This is a genomic window from Desulfosarcina cetonica JCM 12296, from assembly GCF_001311845.1.
Lineage (GTDB): Bacteria > Desulfobacterota > Desulfobacteria > Desulfobacterales > Desulfosarcinaceae > Desulfosarcina > Desulfosarcina cetonica.
The window spans coordinates 1-4,344 of sequence record NZ_BBCC01000313.1 but is presented as its reverse complement, the minus strand read 5'-3'; the positions used below and the strand labels follow the sequence as shown (position 1 = coordinate 4,344).

General features: G+C 58.8%; 5 protein-coding genes. All 5 read left to right on the top strand.

What is annotated here, in order from left to right:
- The coding region (locus JCM12296_RS32765) for a vWA domain-containing protein (protein WP_157068123.1) at nucleotides 1-1,051 on the top strand (1,051 nt) is incomplete at its 5' end.
- Nucleotides 1,048-2,091, top strand: coding sequence for a magnesium chelatase ATPase subunit I (locus JCM12296_RS32760; RefSeq protein WP_054701942.1), 1,044 nt, complete (start codon nucleotides 1,048-1,050; stop codon nucleotides 2,089-2,091). The genes JCM12296_RS32765 and JCM12296_RS32760, both read left to right, overlap by 4 nt.
- A gap of 320 nt (nucleotides 2,092-2,411) precedes the next feature.
- Nucleotides 2,412-2,693 (top strand): PCP reductase family protein, encoded by a 282-nt coding sequence (locus JCM12296_RS32755; RefSeq protein ID WP_054701937.1) that lies wholly within the window; start codon nucleotides 2,412-2,414, stop codon nucleotides 2,691-2,693.
- Nucleotides 2,694-2,926: 233 nt separating this feature from the next.
- On the top strand, nucleotides 2,927-3,763 hold the full coding sequence (locus JCM12296_RS32750; RefSeq protein ID WP_054701934.1) for an ABC transporter ATP-binding protein: 837 nt from the start codon (nucleotides 2,927-2,929) through the stop codon (nucleotides 3,761-3,763).
- Nucleotides 3,760-4,344: ABC transporter permease (locus JCM12296_RS32745; RefSeq protein WP_054701932.1), on the top strand; the 585-nt coding region annotated here is incomplete at its 3' end. The genes JCM12296_RS32750 and JCM12296_RS32745, both read left to right, overlap by 4 nt.

The following is a 4,344-nucleotide window of genomic DNA, read 5'->3' as shown; positions in this document are numbered from 1 at the left end:
CGAGCATGAGCCCGAGCATGATCCACCGCCGGAGAACGAGCAAAACGAGGAACAGGAGAATCCCGAGGAGCAACCGCCGGAAAACGAGCAGCACCCCCAAGAGGCCCAGGCCCCGTCCAGCGAGGAAAACACGCCGCCCGAGCAGAACGCGGATAACGAGGCCGACACCGAACCAACGGAGCAAAACCGACCGGACAGTGTTATGGAGCAGATTTTCGATGTGGGCGAAACCTTTAAGGTGAAGAAATTCGCCTCGCCCAAGGACCGGGTCTTCCGGCGGGGCTCGGGACGGCGCTCGCGCACCCGCATTGCCCAGAAACAGGGCCGCTACGTGAAAAGCACCATGAACCGCCAATCCGGCGACATCGCCCTGGATGCCACCCTGCGGGCCGCGGCACCCCACCAGTTGCGGCGCAAAAATGGCAACGGCCTGGCCGTCCAACTGAGGCCTGAGGATATTCGCGAGAAGATCCGTGAGAAACGGGTGGGCAACGTCCTTCTCTTTCTGGTGGACGCCAGCGGTTCCATGGGTGCGCGGGGCCGCATGACCGCCTCCAAGGGCGCCATCATGTCCCTGCTACTGGACGCTTACCAGAAGCGTGATCGCATCGCCATGGTATCCTTCCGCAAGGACCAGGCCGTGGTCAACCTGCCACCCACCACCTCCATCGAACTGGCCGCCACCTTGCTCAAGGAGATGCCCGTGGGCGGCCGCACACCCCTTTCCGCCGGCTTGGCCAAGTCTTATGAAGTCCTCCGCAACATCCTGCTGCGCGAACCCACGGCCCGGCCGATCGTCATTCTGATCACCGACGGCAAGTCCAACATGGCCCTGACAGAGGCCAAACCGCTGGATGAAGCCGTGCTTCTGGCCGAGCGTCTGGCCAGCGATGCCCGCATCCGCTTCATCGTGGTGGACACCGAAAGCCGCGGGCTGGTCCGCTTCGGCATGGCCCGCAAGCTGGCCGGCGCCATGGATGCCCAGTATTTCCAGATCGAAGACCTCAAGGCCGACACCCTGATCAACATTGCCAAGGAGAGCGTTCAATGAAAACCCAACCGATTTACCCGTTTACCGCCATTGTCGGTCAGGAGAAGATGAAACAGGCACTGATCCTCAATATCATCAACCCGACCCTTTCCGGGGTGCTGATTCGCGGCGAGAAAGGTACGGCCAAATCCACGGCCGTGCGCGCCCTGGCCCGCATTCTGCCGGCGATTCCGGTAATCCGGGACTGCCCGTTTCAACTGCCGGTCGGCGAGGCCGACGGTGTCTGCCGGGCGTGTTCGCGTATCGACTGCCGCCGGGCCGTATTGAAACACGAATCCGTGGAAATCCAATCCCGCGGCATTCGAGTGGTGGAGCTGCCCGTGGGCGCCACCGAGGATCGCGTGGTGGGCACCATGGACCTGGAACATGCCCTGAAAAAAGGCGAAAAACAAGTCGAACCCGGCATTCTGGCCGCCGCCCACCGGGGCATCCTCTACGTGGACGAGGTCAACCTGCTGGACGATCACGTGGTGGATGTGCTTCTCGACTCGGCCGCCATGGGCGTTAACACCATCGAACGGGAAGGGGTGAGCTTTTCCCATCCGGCACGCTTTACCCTGGTGGGCACCATGAACCCGGAAGAGGGCGAACTGCGGCCCCAATTGCTGGACCGCTTCGGCCTGTGCGTGCATATCGAGGGCATCCAGGATGCCGAGGACCGGGTGGCCATCATGGAGCGCCGGGCCGCCTTTGACGAGGATCCCGAGACATTTTGCAATCAATGGGAAGCCGAATCCCGTCTTGTGGTCGAGCGCATTCAGCAGGCCATCGTCCGGTACCCGCAGGTAACCATCGCCCGCGAATTACTCTTCACCATCGCCCAGTGCTGCCTGGACGTGGGCGTGGACGGTCACCGGGGCGATATCATCATCCTCAAGACCGCCAAGACCCTGGCCGCCTGGAACGGCCGGGACGCGGTGGAGAAAGCCGATATCGACACCGCCGCCGAACTGGCGCTGCCCCACCGGGTGCGCCGGCAACCGCTGATGGAAATTGCCGATAATGTTCAGGCGCTTAAGAGACGGACGGCCACTCGGTGACTGGTGGTTAAGCATAAAATCAGTGTTAAGTGGTTAAGTTTTAAGTATTAAGTTGATGAATTCTGTCGATTCTAAAAAAGAGTCTTGTCCCTTCCTTAACCCTTATTGTTTAACGTTTTCCCTGGCAGGATAATGCAGATGTCGTCCGTAGGGGCGAAAATTTTCGCCCCTACACAGAAAGCCGGGCAAGAAAAAAAAGACCGTTTTTTAACACGCACAACAATAAAAAACGGTCATCATCCTTCGCTTAACACCTAAAACTTTACACTTAACACTCTCCCATAGGGGAACACAGACTCGGCCATGAGGAAAACACTGAGATGGATTGGACTCCGGAGGCAAAGCGAGCGATCGAGAACGTGCCGCCTTTTGTTCGCAAAATGGCTGGCAAGGCAGTGGAGGCCTATGCCAAGGACAAGGGGATGGGTACGGTAACCCTGGAAATTGTCCAACAGGCAAAAGAGAAAATGATGGGGCGGTTCTCAAGAAACGAGGACCGCGCCACCGATAGCTTGTCCGGATTCAACGTGGGCATGAACCGCCGTCAGACCATGCACCTGACCGACCACCGATCTTTTTGGGCCACGGTAAATTTGTTCTAACGATCGTTAATTTTCCTCGGCTCATCCGTCGGGGGCGACCATTTTTTACGAATCCGTCGGAATTGCGGCTTTTTACGAGTCCACCATTGACAAGGGGGGGCAAATCGAAGGAAAGAGAGTCCCTGATATGGCCTGTACCGACTGCCAGTTGCCTGCTTTTCCTGAAAAGCGGAAAATGGCCGTCGTTTTTTACGTAGCCCGTTATTTTCAAAAAGCAGAATATCGAGTGGTTCATGATCCGGATTACCAACCTGAAAAAAAACTACGGCGAGGTGGCGGCCCTTGCCGGCATCAACCTGACGGTGAACGAGGGCGAACTTTTCGCCTACCTGGGCCCCAACGGCGCCGGCAAGACCACCACCATCCGCATCCTCACCGGCCTGACCCGCCTTTCCGGCGGCAGCGCCAGGCTGGGGGGGCACGATATCGAAACCGAAACCCTGGCGGCCAAGCGGCAGTACGGCCTGGTGCCCCAGCACATCAACCTGGACAGCGAGTTGACCGTCCATGAAAATCTGTTGATCCACGGCCGCCTGTACCACATGCGACGCCAGGCCATCGGCCCGCGCATCGATGAACTTTTGGGCTACATCGAGCTGGAGGAAAAACGCCACACCCTGGTCAAGAAACTCTCCGGCGGCATGAAACGACGCGTCATGATCGCCCGGGCGCTTCTGCATGCCCCCTCGATCCTCTTTTTGGACGAACCCACGGTGGGGTTGGACGCCGCCATTCGTCGCAGGCTCTGGGGATTGATCAAGAAAATCCAGCAGGACGGCGTCACGATCTTTCTCACCACCCACTACATCGAAGAGGCGGAATTTTTGGCAAAGCGCGTGGCCTTTATCGACAAGGGCCGTATCGTGGGCCTGGACACGCCGCAGCATTTCATGGCTGCCGTCGGTCGCTGGGCCATGGATCGCTTCGAGGGCGACGGGATGCAGACCGCCTATTTTGAAACCCAGGAAGCGGCCAAAGCCTACGCAGCCGAACACCACAGCGGGTTTTCCATCCGCCGGGTGAACCTGGAGGATGCCTTCTTGAAAATGACCGGGAAGAAAGTGCAATGATAAAAGGTTGGACCGCCGTCTACTTCCGTGAGCTCCTGATCCTCAAGCGGCGCATCACCAAGCTGATCAGCGCCTGGTCGGTATCGCCGCTGCTCTACATGATCGCCTTCGGTTACGCCATGGGCAAGCATGTGACCATCGCGGGCCACAGCTACATCGAATTTCTCATCCCGGGCCTGGCCGCCATGGCCAGCATGACCCAGGCGTTTGCCATCGGCAGCGAGATCAACATCGCCCGTTTTTACTGGCATATCTTTGAGGAATTCCAGGCCGCGCCCATCAGCAACGCCGCCTACGTGCTCGGCGAAGTCCTGGCCGGCATGACCCGGGCGCTTTTGGCCGGTGGCGTGATTTTCATCCTCGGTGCTTTGTTCGGTGTGGTCCTCGTTTACCCGCCGCTCTTGTGGTTGGCCTTCATACTTAACAGCTTCGTCTTCGCATCCCTGGCCGTGGGCCTGGCCATGATCGTCAAATCCCATGCCGACCAGGCCATGATGACCAGCTTCGTGATCACCCCCATGGCCTTTCTGGGGGGGACGTTTTTCCCTTTGACCCATCTGCCGGTATGGGCCCAAAACCTG

What these genes read in the sequence shown, in the direction of transcription:
- JCM12296_RS32750 (WP_054701934.1), top strand. Translation starts at nt 2,927, where the DNA reads ATGATCCGGATTACCAACCTGAAAAAAAACTACGGCGAGGTGGCGGCC.
- JCM12296_RS32755 (WP_054701937.1), top strand. Translation starts at nt 2,412, where the DNA reads ATGGATTGGACTCCGGAGGCAAAGCGAGCGATCGAGAACGTGCCGCCT.
- JCM12296_RS32760 (WP_054701942.1), top strand. Translation starts at nt 1,048, where the DNA reads ATGAAAACCCAACCGATTTACCCGTTTACCGCCATTGTCGGTCAGGAG.